The organism is Exiguobacterium abrahamii, from assembly GCF_015645365.1.
GTDB lineage: Bacteria > Bacillota > Bacilli > Exiguobacteriales > Exiguobacteriaceae > Exiguobacterium_A > Exiguobacterium_A abrahamii.
The window spans coordinates 40,328-56,908 of sequence record NZ_JADOYC010000002.1; the positions used below are offsets into that span (position 1 = coordinate 40,328).

Annotated in this window: 15 protein-coding genes; 10 read left to right on the forward strand and 5 right to left on the reverse strand. The window is 45.4% G+C overall.

Annotation, left to right across the window (positions count from 1 at the left end):
- Positions 1-47: 47 nt before the first annotated feature.
- Complete coding sequence (locus ITJ88_RS09965) at positions 48-929, forward strand: Cof-type HAD-IIB family hydrolase (protein WP_195865572.1); 882 nt, start codon at positions 48-50, stop codon at positions 927-929.
- 12 nt (positions 930-941) lie between these two features.
- Positions 942-1,334: a large-conductance mechanosensitive channel protein MscL gene (mscL, locus tag ITJ88_RS09970; protein WP_023467359.1), complete on the forward strand. Its 393-nt coding sequence runs from the start codon at positions 942-944 to the stop codon at positions 1,332-1,334.
- Between the two features lie 256 nt (positions 1,335-1,590).
- On the opposite strand, the gene ITJ88_RS09975 is transcribed toward mscL, so the two are convergent.
- A complete protein-coding gene (locus ITJ88_RS09975) occupies positions 1,591-3,753 on the reverse strand; it encodes an ATP-dependent helicase (RefSeq protein WP_195865573.1) in 2,163 nt (720 codons plus the stop codon).
- Between the two features lie 267 nt (positions 3,754-4,020).
- Between ITJ88_RS09975 and ITJ88_RS09980 the strand changes: the two genes are divergently transcribed.
- Entirely contained in the window at positions 4,021-4,497 is a 477-nt protein-coding gene (locus tag ITJ88_RS09980) for a GNAT family N-acetyltransferase (protein WP_230088800.1), read from the forward strand.
- Between the two features lie 47 nt (positions 4,498-4,544).
- Here ITJ88_RS09980 and ITJ88_RS09985 read toward each other — a convergent pair whose 3' ends face one another.
- From ITJ88_RS09985 to ITJ88_RS09995, 3 genes are all read right to left on the reverse strand, one after another.
- Positions 4,545-6,011, reverse strand: a complete 1,467-nt coding sequence (locus tag ITJ88_RS09985) for a glycoside hydrolase family 32 protein (RefSeq protein WP_195865575.1) — start codon at positions 6,009-6,011, stop codon at positions 4,545-4,547.
- Positions 6,012-6,097: 86 nt separating this feature from the next.
- Positions 6,098-7,681: a sensor domain-containing diguanylate cyclase gene (locus tag ITJ88_RS09990; protein WP_195865576.1), complete on the reverse strand. Its 1,584-nt coding sequence runs from the start codon at positions 7,679-7,681 to the stop codon at positions 6,098-6,100.
- 25 nt (positions 7,682-7,706) lie between these two features.
- Positions 7,707-8,177: a GNAT family N-acetyltransferase gene (locus ITJ88_RS09995; RefSeq protein WP_195865577.1), complete on the reverse strand. Its 471-nt coding sequence runs from the start codon at positions 8,175-8,177 to the stop codon at positions 7,707-7,709.
- 156 nt (positions 8,178-8,333) lie between these two features.
- Here ITJ88_RS09995 and ITJ88_RS10000 point away from each other — a divergent pair, with 156 nt between their 5' ends.
- The gene (locus ITJ88_RS10000; protein WP_195865578.1) at positions 8,334-9,251 is read left to right on the forward strand and encodes an ABC transporter ATP-binding protein; all 918 of its coding nucleotides are present in this window, start codon (positions 8,334-8,336) and stop codon (positions 9,249-9,251) included.
- Positions 9,229-9,972, forward strand: a complete 744-nt coding sequence (locus ITJ88_RS10005) for an ABC transporter permease (protein ID WP_195865579.1) — start codon at positions 9,229-9,231, stop codon at positions 9,970-9,972. Before ITJ88_RS10000 ends, ITJ88_RS10005 begins: the two co-directional genes overlap by 23 nt.
- A gap of 53 nt (positions 9,973-10,025) precedes the next feature.
- Here ITJ88_RS10005 and ITJ88_RS10010 read toward each other — a convergent pair whose 3' ends face one another.
- Entirely contained in the window at positions 10,026-10,667 is a 642-nt protein-coding gene (locus tag ITJ88_RS10010; protein WP_195865580.1) for a YczE/YyaS/YitT family protein, read from the reverse strand.
- Positions 10,668-10,838: 171 nt separating this feature from the next.
- Here ITJ88_RS10010 and ITJ88_RS10015 point away from each other — a divergent pair, with 171 nt between their 5' ends.
- The 5 genes from ITJ88_RS10015 to ITJ88_RS10035 all read left to right on the forward strand — a co-directional run bounded on the left by ITJ88_RS10015 (position 10,839) and on the right by ITJ88_RS10035 (position 16,558).
- Entirely contained in the window at positions 10,839-11,402 is a 564-nt protein-coding gene (locus tag ITJ88_RS10015; protein ID WP_023467370.1) for a glycerol-3-phosphate responsive antiterminator, read from the forward strand.
- Between the two features lie 195 nt (positions 11,403-11,597).
- Positions 11,598-12,422 carry an MIP/aquaporin family protein gene (locus tag ITJ88_RS10020; protein WP_087679766.1) on the forward strand — a complete coding sequence of 275 codons (825 nt, stop codon included), beginning with the start codon at positions 11,598-11,600 and terminating at the stop codon, positions 12,420-12,422.
- 30 nt (positions 12,423-12,452) lie between these two features.
- Entirely contained in the window at positions 12,453-13,943 is a 1,491-nt protein-coding gene (gene glpK / locus ITJ88_RS10025; RefSeq protein ID WP_195865581.1) for a glycerol kinase GlpK, read from the forward strand.
- A 133-nt stretch (positions 13,944-14,076) separates the two neighbouring features.
- A complete protein-coding gene (locus ITJ88_RS10030; RefSeq protein WP_023467373.1) occupies positions 14,077-15,732 on the forward strand; it encodes a glycerol-3-phosphate dehydrogenase/oxidase in 1,656 nt (551 codons plus the stop codon).
- A 145-nt stretch (positions 15,733-15,877) separates the two neighbouring features.
- Entirely contained in the window at positions 15,878-16,558 is a 681-nt protein-coding gene (locus ITJ88_RS10035) for a DsbA family oxidoreductase (protein WP_195865582.1), read from the forward strand.
- Positions 16,559-16,581 lie beyond the last annotated feature (23 nt).

Sequence of the window (16,581 nt, forward strand, 5' to 3'; positions counted from 1 at the left end):
AAAATGGTATAGTGGTATGGAAATAGAAAAAGAGGAGAGTGAAGACGATGGCAAATCCAATCAAACTACTCGTATCAGACATGGACGGAACCGTTCTTTCGGGCAAGCAACGAATTGAACCGGAGACGATTCAGGCAATTGAAGCGGCACGCGAACAAGGTGTCGAATTTGCAATCGCAACAGGACGTAACTACTTAAATGCAAAAGAATTAACTGACGCAGCAGGAATCCACTGTCCGATCATTGCTTCAAATGGGGCACGTGTGATGACCGTCGATGGAGAAGAGTTGAGTGCGACGACGTTGACGACGGAACAAGCACAGCAAATTTACGGCATCATCAGTCAATATGAAGTTTTCTTTGAGATGTTCTGTGATCAAGGGCTCGTGACAGCACAAGGAGCGACGATCGATGCAGCCTATGATTCCCTGAAAGAATTAAGTGAAGAAAGTGATCGGGCGAAACAAGTGCTTGATTTCTTCCACGATCGTTATTATGTCCACGAAGACGTCAAGATGATTGATGGATTCCGATCGTACATCCGTAACCAAGCGGGAAAAGTATTTAAATTCATCTCATTCTCGTTTGATCAAGAATTAATGAAAAAAATCTGGCAGGAAATCGAGCAGAAGGTCGATGGTGTCTATGTCACGTCGTCAGGACACGATAACATCGAAGTCATGGCAGTTGGTGCCGATAAAGGAACGGCAATTAAAATCCTCGCAGACCACCTCGGTGTGCCAATCGAACAGGTCGCTGTCATCGGTGATAACCTGAATGATCTTCCGATGTTCAAAGTTGCCGGAAAGGCGATCGCGATGGGAAATGGTCATGATGAGGCAAAAGCGATTGCCCATCACGTGACGAAATCAAATGACGAGCACGGCGTCGGATATGCGATTCAGCAGTTGGCGTCCCGCGCTTGGTAAGGGGGACGTTTCATGTTTAAGGCATTCAAGGAATTCGCATTTCGAGGAAATGTGATCGACTTAGCGGTCGGAGTTATTCTTGGTGCTGCGTTTAGTGGGATCATCAAATCCCTCGTCGACAGCGTCTTCATGCCACTGATTGGTATCATTATCGGGGGCATTGATGTCAAAGGATTGTCGGTCATGGTTGGAAATGCAGAGTTGCAGTACGGTCAATTTCTTCAAGCGAGCATCGAATTCTTGTTGATCGCCTTTGCACTGTTTATCTTCGTCAAAGGTATCACTTCATTCCGGAAGAAGGAAGAAGTCGTCGAAGAAGAAGCGGTACCAACGACAGAAGAAAAATTATTGACAGAAATCAGAGATGCCTTGATTCATCAAAATGAGTCATCGACGAAAAACTGACGTATATAATTGGGATTAACTTAAAAAAGAAGGACTCGTCTTTTCACGCCCTTTCCTCAGGCGAGACACAAGCCAGTTTTCCTGCTTCATTCAAGCAGGAAAGCGGGTCTTGCTTGTCTCTGACAGCGCGATGCGCTTTTTCTTGTAGGAGTGTCGTGAAACGAGGTCTTCTTTTTTTACGAGATAAGGGTGGCAGATCATCATTCTGCCACCCTTATCTTTATGGAGACTGACTTATGAATCAGTCCATTGTTAATCATAAAATTTCGAGTAACGCATTTTCAGAGCAGACTTGTAACGAAAGCTGTTTTTTCATTCCTTGATCAAATGAAATTTCTAGCACGTCGTCAACCAGGTGCAAAACGGTTCCGGGACCAAATGCTGTATGCGAGACACGCATGTTCTCAGTGATCGGTAATGGAGCAACGCTAGCTCGCGCTGCAACAGCAGGGCGCTTGCGCTCTGCTTTTCGTTTTGCAGCATCAGGCGTGACGAGGCGATGAACGTCTTCGACGAATGGCGAGACATCAAATGATTTCGATTTAAAACGATAGGACAGAAGATGTAGTTCGTGTCGCGCCCGTGTCATGCCGACGTAAAACAAACGTGCAGCTTCTTCCATATCATCGAGTTGTCCATTCTTGTATGCCTTGATCGTATCAGCCGATGGAAGAATACCAGCAACGAGATCAATCATGAAGACGCGATCGAATTCAAGTCCCTTTGCACTGTGAAAGGTCGAAAGGGTGACCGCATTTTGATTTTTATTTTGTTTCGCATCACGCATCAATTGTTCGAGATGCGCGATCCGTTCACGAAAGGCAAGTAGTGTCGGTACATCACTTGCGATATTATCGATTGTGTTTAACGTCTCAAGCAGGTGATCGAGACTAAAACCGAGACTCTCACTCATTTTTCGCAAATTCTTTTCGTAGCCCAGTTCATGACGAATCAAAGAGAGGGCAGCAGAGGGGCGAACGGTTTGAATGGAAGCGAATGTGCGCTTCATTTGTTGAAGTTGTTTCTTTTGATAAAACTTCATCTCGATTTTGTTTATGAGTAGATCAAATACAGATTCACCCGTACCGAACTGTTGCAATTGAGCCAGTTGCGCTTTTGAGATATATCCGGCAAATTTCGTATGGATAGTTGCTAACACATCGATATCTGTCGGATCTTGTGCGAATGTCATGAAGTTTAAGATATCCTTCAAAATCCAATGACTGAAGAATTTATGATCGACATCCTTAATATAAAACGGAATATTTGCTTGATCCAACGCATTCATGACGTTGATCGAAGAAGCATTGTTGCGATATAAGATGGCTACTTCACGGTAATTCGTCTCTGTCCGTAGTTGATTCAACAGATAGCGGGTCTGATCCTCGTAAGTTGGTAACGTCTCTAAAATGATTGGACGAACAGCAGCGTTCTCCGTAAACATCTGTTTCGGATAGCGTGCTTTATTGCGCTGAATGAATTGGTTCGCGACGGATACGATGTCTTGAGACGAACGATAATTTTGTTCCATGTAAAGAATCGTCGCATTCGGATACGTATCCTTGAAGTGGAGAATTTTCGAAGCATCTGCACCACGCCAACTGTATAGCGTCTGATCATCATCTGCAACGACACAAAGACGGTTATGCGGTAAGGCTAACTTTTCGACCAATTGATGTTGAACGAGTGACGTATCCTGACTCTCATCCGTTAGGATATAGTCGAAGCGTCGCTGATAATGTTGCAACAGACGACGGTCTTGCTCCAAAATCGTATTCGCATACGTCAACATATCATCAAAGTCGAGTAACGGATGTAAGGGATCACGCGACTTGAATTGTTCATATGCCACATAGATATCAGGGAAATGTTTGATCGTCGTCGGTACTGCCTTGATTTCCTTTAAAGAAAGAAGACGGTTCTTGACGAAGGAAATCATCCGCAATAACTCATCCATCTGGTCATCGGTAATGACACTCCGATTAATTTCCTGGAAAATACGCCGGAGTAACATGCGTTTGTGTGGCGCATTCGGATGTTGTTGATCCATGGGTCCCTCAATGATCGTATAGGAGAGACGTTGCTGGGATGTATGATCCCGAACGACTTGAAAAGCAAAGCTATGAATCGTCGAGAATGCCGCTGTCGTTCCAATTAATTCGTGAAATAGATGATAAAAACGATCCGCCATCTCGCGAGCTGCTGCCTTACTGAAGGTCAGCCCTAGAATACGATGTGGTTCGATCTTTTTTTGTAAAATCAAATAGGCAATCTTAAAATTAAGCGTCGTTGTTTTTCCAGAGCCGGGTGAGGCGAGTAACAGCAACGGACCATGGTCATGTTCGATTGCCTGTTGTTGGACAGGATTCAATTGAATGCCGGTCAATCGCTCCATCTGTTCGAAAAAATCTTCATGCATGATACAGTTCACCTCGAGCGTATTTATTTCTCGTCCAATAATCGAACTTTCCCTAGTGTATCATTTTTAGTGTCAGGATTGGATTACGGAAAGAAGAACCGTGGAATAAAGAGACAAGAGCCTATTGGATGTTATGTAAGACGAGTACCCTAAAAGACTAGGCAAATGGACACAAAAACATTAAAATGGGAATAGATGTAAGAGAGTACTCTCTTGTCCTGTACAAAGAGGGAAGGCGGAATGAGAATGTCTGTAGTGAAATTACACATGTATACGAATGAACATTATGAACAATGTGATGCGTTCATTCTTCCGGAAGAACAAGTCCAGTTTACTTCTTTTCCGACGGATGTCGTCACAGATGCAGTTGCCCATCCAGATAAATTCCCGGTTGTCATCAAAAAAGACGAGCTCGTCGTCGGATTTTTTATTCTTCATCTTAATCCCCCTAAAACACATCGAACACATGAACAAAGTGTCCTGTTACGTGCCTTTTCCATTGATGCACGCCATCAGCACCAAGGATATGCGAAAGAGGCAATGATGCAGTTGCCAGAGTTCGTGCATCATCATTTTCCAGAAGTCACAGCGATCACATTAGCGGTTAATAAAAAGAATATTGCTGCAAAATCACTGTACTTCAAGACGGGATACGTTGATACGTTACAGTCCGTGATGGGTCCGATTGGGGAGCAGCACATCCTTGCCTTTGATCTAGAAAAAGAATCACGATTGAAGCATTGAATTAAAAAAGCATTTTCCTGATTTTATTCAGGAAAATGCTTTTTTGCTTAAGATAAATCGTAGAGCGATAGATGCGCACCTGCTTCACCAGAGAAGGCAATCCCTCGACTGGATGTTTTCGGGAAAATCCGTCCAGATGCAACGGCTTCTCCGTCATTCAGGAAAAGTTCAAACGAAGAACGATCCACGAACAAACGTAATGTATGCAAGTCCTTCGCAAGAATCGTCGATCGCGAAGTGCCGAATGATTCAGCAGGTACTTCCGCACCTGATCGGCTTCGATCGATTGTAAATTGACGTGATACAGCATCGTAATGGAATACGGTTTCTTCAGTGGCGTCTTGACGAATCGAGAAGCGGAACGAGTCCGACGATAGTTTTAAGTCTGTCATCACGAGCTCGAAAATCTCGGCTTCCGCAATCGTCACGTCTTGTTCGAAAAGAATCGTTTCGTCAAACAGCGTCTCTTTTCGTAGCTGTGTCAGTTCACGGACAGGTCGTTGACGAAGTTGCCCCTGTTCGATCGTTAATTCACGTGGCAATGTCAAAGCATGTGCCCAGTTATAGATGTCAGAAGGATAACTGATATCCGGTAACCCCATCCAACCAACAAGAATCCGTCGACCATCTGCCGCCTCAGTTGTTTGTGGCGCGTAGAAGTCAAATCCGAAATCGAGTTCTTGGAACGATTCGTGTGTGAATGTTAAGTCGGGTAAAGCTAACGGTTCGCCGATGAAATAACCGGACTGGAAAATATTTTGATAGTTCGGACCATCTGGTTCAATCCCTTGAGGGCTAAAGAGGAGGATCCCTTTTCCATCCAGCTCGAAATAATCAGGACATTCCCACATGTAACCGAATATTGGATTGTTCGTCTGTAATTCACCGAGGAATGTCCAGTGCTCTGCATCTTGAGACTGATAGATGACAGTACAGCCCGTCAAGTCACTACGCTGTGCACCAATGATGCAGTACCAGATGCCCGATGCATCTTGGAAGACTTTCGGATCACGGAAATGTTCCGTATATCCTTCAGGAACGTTTGGAATAGCAGGTGGTAAATGTTTTTCGATTCGTCCATCCGAGCGGAGATGACCGACGATTTGGCTCGTATGGCGATTCCAATCGGCATCCCGTTTATTACCGGTATACATGATGTGCACTTGATCATCTTTAATGAAGCCACTACCGGAATAAGCACCGTGTGAATCAGGATCGTCATTTGGGATCAAGGCGGCTCCTTCATCGAACCAATGTACAAGATCTTTTGATGTCATGTGATACCAGTACTTCAGCCCGTGTACAGGTCCGAGTGGAAACCATTGATAAAACAAATGATAAAGACCATCATGATAGACGAAGCCGTTCGGATCATTCAAAAGTCCGGTCGGAGGTTGAATATGGTAAGAAAATCGCCAAGGAGATGTTCGAACTTCTTCCTTCATCGCTTGGTAGACGCTCGGATCGACATCCGAGAGGGGACGGTATCGTGCTTCACGTGTCCATTGATTCATGTTGACAGCTCCTCGTTGAAAAATTATACGCTTCTCGTTCACCTTACGGAGGAGAGCTGCGCTTGTCAATCCTCCGTCCTGAATGGTCAATGAACGGACATACATCCTCTGCCGTTTTGCTTCGAACGATAGAGCGCTAAATCAGCGCGATGCATGACTTGTTCGAGTGATTCTCCTGTCATCTGTTCGGCGACTCCGATACTCATCCCGATGTGGACGGTTTGTTCTTCTAAGTGATACGGCATCGAGACGTGAGCAATCCATTGTTCACCTAAGTATCGTGCTTCTGTTAAGGATTGAGTCGTCAAGACGATGATGAACTCATCGCCGCCCAGACGAGCCACGAATCCACCCGGTGGAAGTAATTGTTCGAGACGTTGACTGACCTCGATCAGCAGGAGATCGCCTAGCGCGTGACCATACGTATCATTGACTGCCTTAAAGCCGTCCAAATCGAGGCAAAGATAAATAGAATGCGTTTCTGCAGGCAATTGTTCGATGTATTGAGCGAGACCGTTGCGGTTCGCGAGACCCGTCAGGCTGTCGCGTTGTGACAAGCGTTCAAACGTCAATTTCTCTTGTTCGGTATGTAGCAAGCGATGAATCAGTCGTTGTAAGGCATCCGTCAGTGTCTCGATTTCCCGGATTCCACGATGATTCGGGAGTGATTTTGAGGGATCATCCTGCATCTGTTGGGCGGCATGTGTGATTTTCAATAATGGTCGTGTCAATAACTTCGCTAACATCCATCCGAGTACGGCTGTGATGAAAGAGGCAATCAATCCGGCGATAAAAATCGTTTGACGTAAAGCGTCGGCATCAGCGAAGGCAATCGAAGTCGGTTGACGCACGAGAACCGTCCAACCTAATCCATCGTAATCCTTGTAACCTCGGCTTGTACTTTGACCAGAGACGAATTCTTTCCCTTGCCAAGAGGCGGTCGCAGAAGCATTCGAAGTCAGCGTTACGCTATCAGGTAATGTTTTACCGCTCCATCCGTTCGGTCCAAGCAAAATCGTCTTTCGATCTTGACTAATGATGAAGACATCGACTTGTTGGAGAGAGGACGTGGCGCTCTGAAAACTTTGTTCGATCGCTTTTGCCCATTCGAAGCTGAGATGTGTCGCAAGGACACCAGAAAATCGCCCCTTATCGTACAAAGGTGTACTAATATCGACGAATTGTAACGGTTCACCGCTTGGGTTTGGCAATAATTTTGCGAGTAGAACAGCTTCATGGACATCGCCGATGAATGGTTGTGACAAGGCTTGTTGGAAGACAGGGCGTTCCTTGATCGATGTTCCTTCAAGAATCTGATTCGTTGACGCAACGACTTTACCTTTCGCATCTAAGCGACCAATCCAAGAAAAGTCAGGAATCTGTCGTTGTAACTCTTCGAGTGTCTGCCGTGTTTCTGCTTTTTGTTCTGTTTGTTGAATCGTTGATAAGGAACCCAGCAATTTTACTTCGGCATAACGTGACCACATGTAATGATCAAGCTTATCAGACAGTTGGTGAGCGGTCGTTGACAGATTCATCCCGACTTCCGATTGGAGTCGGTTTGTTGCATGGTGACTAATGAAAAAAGTTAATCCGAGCGTCATGCTAAAAAATAGCAGGGAAATCAATCCCGCTAACAAAACATCAAAGCGAAGTGAGGGTCTGGACATTGTGTGATACTCCATTCATGCGTTTTCATTTGTTTTTACTTACATCATACACGTAGACGTCTACGTGTTGTTCGCGATTCGAGATACTCGTTCGCGCGTATCGAAATTCGTGTTTTTCCCAAAAACGACGGGCTCTTAAATTGTCGGGTAAGATCGCGAGATGAATATGAGGTTCCTGACTTAGGAACTGATCACAAAAAGCGGATAGTAACCGACTGCTAATTCCCGTACCGTGTTGAGAAGCATCCAGTAAGAACAGACCGATCCAAGGTGTACCGTCTTTTGGATGCTTCGGTAGATAGTCAATCAGTAAGACGGGTTCTCCGTCTACATACCCAATCAGCGATACGGTATCGGGATTTAAAAACTCTTCTTGTAAGGTCGAATCAGAGAGCGGGAGCACTCGTTCTTCTAAGCGCGCATATTCTGGAACACTCGCGTACAACGATTGGATGATCGGAAAGTGTTTGCGTGTCACTTCTTCAAAAAAAATCATCTGATAAAGACTCCATTCTTTATTTTTAGTATAAAATTTCTACTGTTACGCCTTTTTAATTGGAATCGGATTACATATTTGTAAGAAATGAAACTTATCCTTTAAAATCACGTACACTAATAGCATAGACAAAATATGAATGAGGAGGAAGAGCAGATGTTAAAGATTGAAAATATCTCAAAGCGTCTCGGAAAAGAGCAAATTTTAAAAGACGTCAGTTTTGAGGTATCCCCAGGAGAAGTGTTCGGCTTCCTCGGACCGAATGGAGCAGGGAAGACGACGACGATTCGCATCATCACGGGACTACTCGAGCAGGATGCAGGAAAAGTCACGGTCAATGGATTTGATGTCGTAGAAGAGCGTTCGAAAGCGCTGACGCAAATCGGAGCAATCGTTGAGAATCCAGCGTTTTATCCTTATCTGACAGGAAAACAAAACTTGGTTCATGCCAAAAATCTCATTCCGGGACTCGGTCAAGTGGATTATGATGCACTAGCACGACTCGTTGGTCTTGAAGGAAAGCTTTCAAAAAAAGTCGGAGAGTACTCACTCGGAATGAAGCAACGACTCGGAATTGCTCGTGCCTTGCTACATAACCCGCGCGTCTTGATTTTAGATGAACCAACGAATGGTCTGGATCCATCCGGGATTGCGGAGCTTCGTGAATATTTACGCCAAATGGCGCGTGAGCAAGATATCGCGATTTTAATTTCAAGCCATATGTTGAGTGAGATGGAACAAATCAGTGATCGTTACGCAATCATCGATCAGGGTGTCATCAAGTCGGTCGAGTCCGTTCGTAATGAAACCGGAGCGAAAATCGCTCTTCGTGTCAATGCGGAAGCGATGACAGATGTACTCAATGCCCTTCGCGTCGCAAACTACCCATCAGAAGTACTTGAGAATAAAATCATTATCACCGCACCGGAAAGTGAATGTCCAGCTATCGCTCGACTCGTCGTGCCGATTGCCGATTTACATGAACTGACCGTTAAACGTTTGACGCTTGAGGAACAATTCCTGCAAGTAACGAAAAAAGAGGGGGATTCACATGCTTTCGCTCATACAAAATGAATGGATGAAATGGTGGACGACTAAAAAAGCGAAGATTGTCTTAGTATTATATGTATTAATTGCTGTAGGTCTGATCATTATTGCGAAAACGAATGATATTTCATTTGATCGGAGCGGTTATTACTCGGATACGCTTTCGATTTTAACAGGACTGCTCGGTATCATTACGATTGTCTTCACGGCAGAAGTCATCGGAAATGAGATTCGCTACGATACGATGAAACATTTGTTGATGAGTCCGTATTCCCGAATGACGATTTATTTCTCGAAACTGATCTTTTCGATCTTGATCATGTTATTCCAATTCGTGTTCATCGTTGTCGTCCTTTACGCCGGTTCTTTTGCGTTTTCAGAGGCGGGCGATCCACTCGTGTTCCGTGATACGATCGTTGAGCTTGTGAATCCGATCTTTACGATTTTCATGACACTATTCTTCTCTTTACTGTTCCGCTCAGTTGGAATGATCATCGGTTTTACCGTGTTGGCTCAATTCTTCACAGCGATTGTCGGTGGCATTTTACTTACTTTAAAACCGGAAATCGCTAAGTGGATCGTGTTCATGCATCTCGACTGGTCGATGTACTTTAAAGGAACGGCAGGTTATGGGATGGGCGAAGTCATGGGAACAAGTTTGACGTTCTCCGTTTTATTCGTTCTTGCGCATATTATCGTCTTGTTCGGTGGTTCTATCTTGATTTTCCAAAAAAAATCATACACTTAAGAAAAAAATGTACACTTCCAGATAATCCATCTAGAAGTGTACATTTTTTTAGCTTAACTGCTTGTCCGTTTAGGTGGACGTGCCGTAATCGGGAACAATCGCTGAAACCATTCGATCAGTGGACCGTTCAATAAGAGGAAAATGAAAGTTCCGACTCCGATGCCGATCAGTTCGCGTTCAATCAGTGAAAAGAGGCAAGCAATCAAAAAAGGAATGCCAAGGCTGATCGTTGCTCCGAGCGATGTACTTTTAAAGCGGCTGATCAGTGACTTCATCAAGTAATCCGGTGGCATCAATACGAATCCGATTTGGAGATAGAGAGCGAGTCCAAGTGAAATCAATGGCATGCCGATCAACATGTACACGGCACGCATCCAAAGTCCCTGTGGTGTATAAATCAATTGATGGATGGATAAGAAGAAATCAATCGCAGCGCCGAACAGGACGACGAGTGCGAAACTGAGGACGATCGTCCACCAACTAAATCGACTCCCAAGAGAAAGTGCCGCAATCAAAGCGAGCACATGTAAGACGATGATCGCTAGTCCGACAGTTAAAGGAGAGATCGCCGCGACGGCTTCACTCGCTGATGTCCAAGGTGCACTCCCGATCGAGGCGGTCACCATGAAGCTGTTTCCTAAGGCGTTAATTAAAATAGAGAATAAATAGATGGCAATCCGTTTTTGCTGACTCATTGACGTGCACAGACGATAGGACTGCGCGTTCACCTCCTGAAAAATAAATCGTTTCGTTAAGCTATACCCTAATCGTAGCGCTCTTTTCACTTATTTTCATGAAAAGAGCATTGCCTATTCCTTATGTTTCACGACATACTTAGGACACATTACGAATCAGGGGGAGAACATATGACATATTTCGGACAGAAGATCCTGCCTTCCGTTAGAAAATTAGAAGACTTTGAAAAGATGCTGAAGAGTCCATATGAATATGGGGTCTTACTCGAAATGCATGTGTCGCGTTTAAAAGCGGTCTATGAGATGGCGCATCGTTACGACAAAAAAATGTTTTTGCACATGGATCTCGTTCAAGGGTTAAAAAATGATGAATATGCCACAGAATACGTCTGCCAAGAATTGAAGCCGTATGGTGTCATTTCGACGAAGGCGAGCGTCATCTTGAAAGCACGTCAAAAAAAGGTCAAGACGATGCAACGCATGTTCTTACTCGATTCCAGTTCACTCGAAAAAAGTTATCAACTCATGGAACGGACGCAACCTGATTACATCGAAGTGTTACCAGGGTTAATGCCAAAGTACATTCAAGAAGTGAAAGAAAAGACAGGGCGTCTCGTATTCGCCGGTGGACTCATCGATACGGTCGAGGAAGTGGAACAAGCGATTGAAGCAGGTGCCTCTAGTATCACAACATCGAATAAGGACTTGTGGCGTCATTTTGAACCACGCTCTTAACTGGATTGTGATGAAAATCATTCGGATTATTTGACAGCGTTTTCACTGATTGTTATAGTGATATCAAGTTGATACAAAGTGACGGAGAAAAGGGAGATTCACGTGTGAGTCCTGCTTGAAGAACATTCAAGCATGAACTGACGTGGATCTCCTTTTTATGTTGCTTTTTTCACATAACCAAAAGGAGGAACATATATGTCACCCTTACTAGCGGAATTTTTAGGTACAGCCTTGCTTGTCGCGCTTGGGAATGGTGTTGGTGCAGGCGTTAGCTTGACGAAATCGTTTGCGAAGGATGCAGGCTGGATCGTCATCACGTTTGCGTGGGGGTTTGCCGTGGCGATTGCAGCGTATGCTGTCGGTCAATTCAGTGGAGCACACCTTAACCCAGCAGTAACGCTTGGTTTAGCCTTTGACGGTTCATTTGCATGGGCAGACGTACCAGGCTATATCGTCGCTCAAATTGCCGGCGGGATACTTGGTGCAAGTCTTGTTTTCGTCCATTACTTACCACACTGGGCGGAGACGAAAGACCCAGCAACGAAACTCGGCGTCTTTGCGACGTCACCAGCGATTCCACATACATTTGCCAATCTAATGAGTGAAATGATTGCGACATTCTTACTTGTCATCGGGTTGTTGTCGATCGGAGCGAATAAGTTCTCCGATGGTCTAAATCCATTGATCGTCGGTTTCTTGATCGTCAGCCTCGGTATGTCGTTCGGAGGCACGACAGGATATGCGATGAATCCGGCGCGGGACCTTGGTCCACGTATCGCTCACTTCATCCTACCGATCCACGGAAAAGGATCATCGAACTGGGGATACTCATGGATTCCGGTTCTCGGACCAGTTCTCGGTGGAAGTCTTGGCGGATTGTTTTATCGTTCGGTCTTCACAGGAAAAGATACACCGGCTTTTTGGATTGTAGGACTTGTGACAATCGTCATATTAGGCTTATGCTATAGATTCGGTGTTCGTCCGAACAAAACAACGTCAGTGGAGTCAAAGTCAGCTTAACTTATTTAGATACAAAAGGATGGGGAAGAGATGGAGAACTACATTTTGTCATTGGATCAGGGAACGACGAGTACACGTGCGATCCTGTTTAATCGTGCCGGCGAGATCGTCCATTCAGCGCAACAGGAATTCACGCAGTATTTTCCGAAACCAGGTTGGGTCGAACACAACGCAAACGAGATTTGGGGAAGTGTCCTTGCTGTCGTGGCGACTTGTCTGACGGAGGCGAACGTAAAGCCATCGCAGATTGCTGGTATTGGGATCACGAACCAACGTGAAACAGCTGTCGTTTGGGAAAAAGAAACAGGGAAACCGATTCATAATGCAGTCGTGTGGCAATCGAGACAAACGGCTGAAATCTGTGAAGCGCTTCGAGCAGCCGGTCATGCCGAGCTCTTCCGTGAGAAGACAGGTCTATTGATTGACGCTTATTTCTCTGGTACGAAAGTCAAATGGATTTTAGATCATGTCGAAGGAGCACGGGAACGTGCTGAACGTGGTGAACTATTGTTCGGTACGATCGATACGTGGCTCATCTGGAAATTATCCGGCGGAAAAGCACATGTGACCGACTATTCGAATGCAAGTCGTACGTTGATGTATAACATTCATGAATTAAAATGGGATGACGAGTTACTCGACATCTTAGATGTCCCAAAAGCGATGCTTCCGGAAGTACGACCATCTTCTGAAGTGTACGCAGAGACAGCAGGATATCACTTCTTCGGAGAAGCGGTTCCGATTGCTGGAGCAGCGGGCGATCAGCAAGCAGCATTGTTTGGTCAAGCGTGTTTTGATACTGGAATGGCGAAGAACACGTACGGTACAGGCTGCTTCATGTTGATGAACACAGGGGAAGAGGCTGTGAAATCAGAGCACGGATTGCTGACGACGATCGCATGGGGCGTCGATGGAAAAGTGGAGTATGCTTTAGAAGGAAGTATCTTCGTCGCAGGATCTGCGATTCAGTGGTTACGTGACGGATTACGTCTCATTGATGATGCCAAAGAATCAGAAGGGTACGCAACACGCGTCACGTCTTCAGACGGTGTCTACGTCGTACCAGCGTTCGTTGGTCTCGGTACACCTTACTGGGATTCAGACGTTCGTGGTGCAGTCTTTGGTTTGACACGTGGTACGGAAAAAGAACACTTCATCCGCGCGACACTTGAATCACTCGCTTATCAGACACGCGACGTCCTATCTGCGATGGAGCAAGATTCAGGCATCGAGATGAAAACGCTCCGTGTCGATGGTGGAGCAGTCAAAAACGACTTCTTGATGCAGTTCCAAGGTGATATCATCCAAGCACCAGTTGAGCGTCCGGAAATCAATGAAACGACGGCGTTAGGTGCAGCGTACCTCGCAGGTCTTGCTGTTGGATTCTTTGAGAACCGTGAACAAATTGCGACGCAATGGAAAAAAGAACGTCGTTTCGAGCCGAGCATGGCAAAAGAAGAGACGGATGCGCTCTACGGTGGATGGCAAAAAGCTGTTCAAGCTACGATGTTGTTCAAATGATGTGAGGTATGTTATAGTAAGGTCAAGTTAATAAATCGGTCGGAGAATATGGAGAGACCACAGCAGCAGTTGACATAGTCAGCGTGTTTGTTGTGGTCTCTTTTTTTTCGAACCTAAACAGGAGGAACTATTCATGGCTAACCAACCATTTTCAAGCAAAAACCGTGCAGATGTCTATAATCGATTAACACGTGAAGAACTCGATCTACTCGTCGTAGGTGGCGGTATCACAGGTGCGGGGATCGCCCTCGATGCAGCGTCACGCGGTATGAAGATTGGCCTCGTCGAAATGCAGGATTTCGCGTCCGGTACGTCTAGTCGTTCAACGAAATTAGTCCATGGTGGTCTACGTTATTTAAAACAATTCGAAGTTCAAATGGTCGCGGAAGTCGGTAAAGAACGTGCGATCGTTTACGAAAACGGACCACACGTCACGACACCAGAGTGGATGTTGCTTCCGATGCATAAAGGCGGTACGTTTGGACCGTTCAGTACGTCAATCGGTCTTCGTGTTTATGACTTCTTAGCAGGTGTTAAACGTTCGGAATGGCGGACGATGTTATCTGCGAAAGAAACATTGGCAAAAGAACCACTCGTCAAACAACAAGGTCTTAAAGGTGGCGGTTACTACGTTGAGTACCGTACAGATGACGCCCGTCTAACGATTGAAGTCATGAAAGAAGCGGTTGAACACGGTGCACGCGTCGTCAACTATACAAAAGCAGAAGAAATCATCTATGATGCTGGAAAAGTCGTCGGCATGCGTGTGACGGACCTCTTGACAGGTGACGTCCATGAAATCCGTGCGAAAAAAGTCGTCAACGCGACAGGTCCATGGGTTGATGAATTACGTGAAAAAGATGGCTCTAAAGTCGGGAAACAACTTCGTTTGACAAAAGGTGTCCACGTCGTCATCGATCAATCGAAATTCCCGCTCAAACAAGCGGTCTACTTCGATACACCAGACGGTCGGATGATCTTCGCGATTCCACGTGATGGAAAAGCGTACGTTGGTACGACAGATACGTTCTTCGATAAAGATACTGCACATCCGAAGTTCACAGTCGAAGACCAAGACTACGTCCTAGACGCGATTCACTACATGTTCCCAGAGGTTAAAGTGACAGCAGAAGACGTGGAATCAAGCTGGGCTGGTGTACGTCCATTGATTTATGAAGAAGGAAAAGATCCTTCTGAAATCTCTCGTAAAGATGAAGTATGGCAGTCTGAGTCAGGTCTCATCACGATTGCGGGTGGGAAATTGACTGGATACCGTAAAATGGGTGAGCACGTCGTTGATCTCGTCGCTAAACTCTTGAAAAAAGAAGAAAACGTCGCGTACGCACGTTGCTCAACGAAAAACATGCCAATGTCTGGTGGACACGTCGGCGGAGCAAAAGGATTTGCTGAATTCCTAAAAGCTCAAACAGCAACGAACGGTCTAACGACAGAAGAAGTTCAATTCCTAGCAAAACGCTACGGTTCGAACTTACCGAAAGTACTTGAATATGCAGCAGCATTCGATGCAGCAACGACAGCTCTTCCACGTTCTGTCTATGCACAACTCCACTACAGCATCGAACATGAAATGGTCGCTCGTCCGATCGACTTCTTCATCCGCCGTACAGGTGCTGTCTTCTTCGACATCGCTTGGGCTCGTGCGCACAAAGATGCCGTCATCGAAGAAATGAAATCTGTCTTGAACTGGACAGCAGAACAAACAGATGCTTATACGAAAGAACTCGATATCGAAATCGAAGATGCAGCACATGCACTCGTGACAGAATAAGCTCTCTAACTCATCAAGGAATCAAGATCAATATGATCTTGATTCCTTTTTTGTATATTCGTATTGGCGCGGGCGGAAAGATTGCAACTCTGTCTAGAGGCGACTATGCTTAATGTATGAAATTGCACAAAAGGAGAGAACACAGATGAAAGTAGAAGTATGGTCAGATTATGCATGTCCGTTTTGTTATATTGGGAAGCGTCGCTTAGAACAAGCGATTGTGAATGAAAAATTAGATGTCGAGGTCGAATTCAAGAGCTTTGAACTCGATCCAGATGCACCAGCGGTACCGACACAAGGCTTATACGAAATTCTCGCGTCAAAATATGGAACGACTCTCGAGCAGGCACGGAATATGTCGCAAGGTGTCGTTGATACGGCACGTCAGGAAGGCTTACACTACGAGATGGATCGTGTCATCCCAGCCAATACATTCGAGGCTCATCGCCTGACTCAATTCGCAAAAAAACATGGTAAGATGAATGCAGTATCAGAAGCACTGTTCACAGCGTACTTCATGAATGGAGAAGATTTGAATGACCCAGCCATTCTGACACGAATCGCAGTAGAAGCAGGACTTGATGAGGCAGATGTCAAAGCGTTTCTTGCGTCAGAAGAACTGGCGACAGATGTTCGAGAAGAAGAAGCGATGGCACAACAACTGGGTGTCCGTGGTGTACCGTTCTTCGTCTTTGACCGGAAATATGCCATTTCTGGCGCACAACCAGTGGAAGCCTTCGAACAAGTCTTCGCGAAGATGCGCCAAGAACAAACACTTGAAGTCATCGCTGAAGGTGACGCGTGTGGTGTTGACGGCTGTAACTGATCACATTATGATTCCATCACAAA